The organism is uncultured Campylobacter sp. (genome assembly GCF_938030785.1).
Classification (GTDB): domain Bacteria; phylum Campylobacterota; class Campylobacteria; order Campylobacterales; family Campylobacteraceae; genus Campylobacter_B.
This window is the reverse complement of the sequence record NZ_CALHIK010000129.1, coordinates 1-4,587: the sequence shown is the minus strand read 5'-3', so window position 1 is coordinate 4,587 and position 4,587 is coordinate 1. Positions and strand designations below refer to the sequence as shown.

4 protein-coding genes are annotated in these 4,587 nt (G+C 50.6%); all 4 read left to right on the top strand.

Annotation, left to right across the window (positions count from 1 at the left end; genetic code table 11):
* The first annotated feature begins 76 nt into the window (after positions 1-76).
* A complete protein-coding gene (aat, locus tag Q0438_RS07405; RefSeq protein ID WP_299189775.1) occupies positions 77-757 on the top strand; it encodes a leucyl/phenylalanyl-tRNA--protein transferase in 681 nt (226 codons plus the stop codon).
* 74 nt (positions 758-831) lie between these two features.
* Positions 832-2,652 carry a penicillin-binding protein 2 gene (locus Q0438_RS07400; RefSeq protein WP_299189773.1) on the top strand — a complete coding sequence of 607 codons (1,821 nt, stop codon included), beginning with the start codon at positions 832-834 and terminating at the stop codon, positions 2,650-2,652.
* Positions 2,653-2,804: 152 nt separating this feature from the next.
* Positions 2,805-2,957 carry a hypothetical protein gene (locus Q0438_RS07395; protein WP_299189771.1) on the top strand — a complete coding sequence of 51 codons (153 nt, stop codon included), beginning with the start codon at positions 2,805-2,807 and terminating at the stop codon, positions 2,955-2,957.
* A 158-nt stretch (positions 2,958-3,115) separates the two neighbouring features.
* A complete protein-coding gene (locus Q0438_RS07390) occupies positions 3,116-4,351 on the top strand; it encodes a nucleotide sugar dehydrogenase (RefSeq protein WP_299189769.1) in 1,236 nt (411 codons plus the stop codon).
* Positions 4,352-4,587 lie beyond the last annotated feature (236 nt).

The following is a 4,587-nucleotide window of genomic DNA, read 5'->3' as shown; positions in this document are numbered from 1 at the left end:
GGCTGCGTTTTAGTTACGGCTTGCCTGTTTGCTGCCAAGCCCGCGTGTATGCTCTATCTCGGTTGGGCCGCAAAAGATGAACGCGAAATTTTACGACTTTCCCGATCCGCTATACGCGCCCGCTTTCGCGCCGCTTGCAAGCGGCGGCGATCTGAGCGAGGACTGCCTGCTTAGCGCTTATAGCGCGGGAATCTTTCCGTGGTTTAGCGAGGATGAGCCGATTTTATGGTGGTCGCCCGATCCGCGCGCGGTGCTCGATCCGCGCGAAGTGCGCGTGCAAAAATCGATAAAGCCCTATCTGAAGCGATATGAGATAAAATTTGACGCCGATTTTAGAGGCTTTATAAATTTGTGCAAAAGCGTGCGCGAGCGCGAAAAACAGGGCACTTGGATCAGCGAGCAGATTGCGGAGGCGTATTCGCGCCTGGCGGATGCGGGCATCGCCCACAGCGTCGAGGCGTACGAGGACGGCGAGCTCGCAGGCGGGCTATACGGGCTCATTTTTGGCCGCGTGTTTTGCGGCGAGAGTATGCTGAGCCTAAAGAGCAACGCTTCGAAAGTCGCGCTGATTAGGCTTTGCGAGGTGCTTGCTAAATTTCATTTCCTGATCGATTGTCAGATTATGAACGATCATCTGAAATTTATGGGCGCAAAGGAGATGGCGCGCGAGGAATTCCTTGCTTTATTCGCCGATCTTAGCGCGCAAGATAGCGGCTTTGAGCGCTTTGCGGATCTTAAAATTCCGCGCGGCGTTTAGCTTTGAGCCAGACATTGAAACGAAATCGCGCGGGAAGCATACGCGCTAAATTTAAAATTTTAAAGAAACGGTAGATGGTAGTAAGAGATAAAAGCTCCTCGGTCGGTATGATCATCGTGATGTTTATATTCGTGCCGGCGGCGCTTTTCGTATTTTTGGCGATTTTATATTTTTGGGGCAGCACCGATCGCAAGCTGCCGAGATTGGACGTCAACGAAACCAACAGCGCGATCCGCGGCGCGGTGATCGCAAAGGACAACTACGTCGCGGCAAATTCCGTCAAGCTCTACAAAGTTAGCGTCGATGCGCGCAGTATCGATAAAAACAAGCTCGATCTTTTCGTGCGGCTATACTGCATCTACACGGGCGATAGCGAAAAGCGCGTCAAAAAGGCGATCGAAAACTCAGGCGGCACGACCGTGCTGTCGTATAAGATCGACGCCAAAACCGCGGTGCATCTAAAAGAGCTTGCGTATAAGTTAAATTTAAAAAAGGTCTTCGTCAGCTTCATAGGCGCAAACGGCAGGCTAAATCCGCCTATCCGCATGAGCGTAACCGAAAGCGGCGAGAAGCGCAGCTACAACGTCGCAGACTCGCTCACCCCGCTGATCGGATATATCAATAAAAAAGAGGTCGGCGGCATCACTAAAGTAAGCGGCATCAAGGGGGTAGAGAAGTACTACGAGTATTATCTCTCGCCCGTTAGGGACGAGTTTATCATCGGCCCGCGCGACATCGGCGGCAACATCATCCTAGAGCGCAGCAGCAAAAAAACGGGCAGGATCGACGGCTATAATCTGCGTCTAAGCGTGCCTTTGGCCTTTCAAAGACAGCTTGAGCGGCTGATCGACGAGAGCAGCGACAGATACGACGCGCGCGAGGTCGTGGTGGGGATTATGAACTCCAAAACGGGTAAAATTCTAGCCCTTGCGACCAACGCTCGCTATGATCCCTCAAATATCACCAAAAACGATCTTAAGAATTTAAATTTTACCGCGAGCGAATACGCCTACGAGGTGGGCTCCATTATGAAGCCGATAATTTTCGCGATCGCCTACGACGCCAAGGCCGTCAAGCCCGGCGAGATGATCAATACCTACAACGGCAGCTACAAACTCGGCTCGCGCATCATCCACGACACTCACCCCGCAAAGCAGATGAGCGGCGAGGATATCATCGCGCAGAGTTCAAACATCGGAATGATTAAAATTTCGGAGCGGCTGGAGGGGCAGATCATCTACGACGGGCTGATGAACTTCGGTATGTCGCAAAAAACGGGCATCGATCTGCCGTATGAGCAGAGCGGTAATATACCTAGCGTCAAAAGCCTGAATAATAAAATTTACAAAGCCACGATCAGCTACGGCTACGGCGCGCAGATGACCTTCCTTCAGATGCTAAATGCCTACACCGTCTTTAACAACGGCGGCGTGATGATCAGTCCGCGCATAGTGGAAAATCTCGAAAATAACGGCAAAATTTACACCGTCAACGAAAGCGAAACCCGCCAAGTCGTCTCCAAAAATACCGCCGACGTAATCAAAGGAATTTTAATTAAAACGGTCGAGAGCGGCACGGGGCGCAAGGGGCGAGTAGCGGGACTGCAAATCGGCGGCAAGACGGGCACCGCGCGTATCGCCAAGGGCGGCGGCTACTCGAGCGCCTATAACAGCTCGTTTTTCGGCTTTGTCAACGACGCAGACAGCAGCTACACGATCGGCGTTTTGGTGCGCGAGCCCAAAAAGGGCAGCTACTACGCCGCTCAAAACGCGCTGCCGATCTTTCGCCGCACGGTGGAAATGATGGTAAAAGAGGGCTATCTTAAGCCTGCAGCCGACGCAAACGCCACGCAAAAGATCGAGATCAAGGATGAAGCGGTTGAAATTAAAGATTAAATTTGCTAAATTTCGCGAGGTTTTTTAAAATTTTGCGGCGATGAAATTTCACGGAATTTAGCGAGACTTTTGAAATTTTAAGGCGTTTAAATTTTACGGCGCGGAATTTTGGCGGTATAGAATTTAGCGGCGCAAATTTTAACGGCACGGCGATGGAGCTTTATCGCAATGCGGAATTTAGTCGCGGCAGTAGAATTTTATCGCGATTTGAAATTTTACGCGACGCCGTTCGCTGCGATGGAATTTTATCGCGGCGCGGAATTCTGTCTCGCGGCAAAATTTTAAATTTGCCGTCGCGCAATTAAGTGCAAGTAAAACGGCGCGAGCGAGCTTGCAATGTTTAAATTTTTAAGGCGCGCAATGTATCTGCGCAGCCCTGAAATTTAGCGAGTTTGAGAGCGAAATTTAACGATTAAATTTAACGCAAAGAAAAGAGGAGAATATGAAAGCAAGTGAGGGAAAAATGAAAATAGCGATAATCGGACTTGGCTACGTGGGGCTTCCTTTGGCGGCGGCGTTTGCGGCGAAACACGAGGTCGTGGGCTTTGACGTCTGCCTGGAGCGCATAGAGGAGCTGCGCGGCGGGCACGACCGCACGCTGGAGCTTGGTGACGAGGAGCTTGCCGCGGCGATTCAAAACGGGCTTAAATTTAGCGCAAAGCTAGACGATATGAGGCAGAGTAATTTTTATATCGTGTGTGTGCCAACGCCTGTAGATAGGCTAAATCGCCCCGATCTCACGCCGCTAATCAAGGCCAGCGAAAGCGTCGGAGCCGTGCTTAAAAAGGGCGACATCGTCGTGTATGAAAGCACCGTCTATCCGGGCGCTACGGAGGAGGACTGCGTGCCGGTGCTTGAGAGAGCCAGCGGGCTAAAATTTAACCGTGATTTTTTCTGCGGATATTCGCCCGAGCGGATCAATCCTGGCGATAAAGTTCACACCGTCACGAAGATCAAAAAGATCGTCTCGGCAAGCACTGCGGAGGCTTTGGACGTTGTAGATAGCGTCTATCTTAGCATACTTCAAAACGGCACCTTTCGCGCCAGCAGCATCAAGGTCGCAGAGGCCGCGAAGGTGATCGAAAACACCCAACGCGACATCAACATTGGCTTTATCAACGAGCTTGCGATCCTGTTCGGCAAACTCGGTATCAACACCAACGACGTCATCGACGCGGCGGCTACGAAGTGGAATTTCTTAAGCTTTCGTCCTGGACTCGTGGGCGGGCACTGCATCGGCATCGATCCGTATTATCTAGCGCAGAAGGCGACCGAGGTGGGCTATCACCCCGAAATCATCCTCTCAAGCCGCCGTATCAACGATAATATGGGAAGCTACGTCGCTACGGAGGTCGTTAAGATGATGATAAAATACGACGAAAAGGTAAAGGGCGCAAAGGTCTTGATCTTGGGGCTGACGTTTAAAGAAAACTGCCCCGACACCCGCAATACGCGCGTCGTGGATATGATAAGCGAGCTTAAAAATTTCGGCTGCGAGGTAAGCGTCTATGACCCTTGGGCGAGCGCCGCCGACGCCAAGAGATACTACGACATCGATCTGCTGCAAAAGCCCGACTTGCGCAAATTTGACTGCGTCGTAATCGCCGTGGCGCATAAGCAATTTTTTGAGCTTGATTACGCGGGCTCGCTGGTTTACGACGTGAAAAACGTCTATAAAGGCGCGCAAGGAAAGCTCTGAAATTTAGCTCGGGGTTTAAATTTAGACCTTATCAGTGCGGTTTACTTTTTATGTTTTGAAGCTCAAACACAATGTAAGCTGCAAAATAGATAAAATTTTAGCATAAGTGAAAGTTAAACCTCATCATTATATAATCGCGGCACTTTCGGGGAATAAAACGAGTTGTCGCTTTAGGCTTTGTTTAAAAGCTAAAGCTCTTTGCAGGCTAGTGTTTTAAGGCTGAAGGATCAAATTTG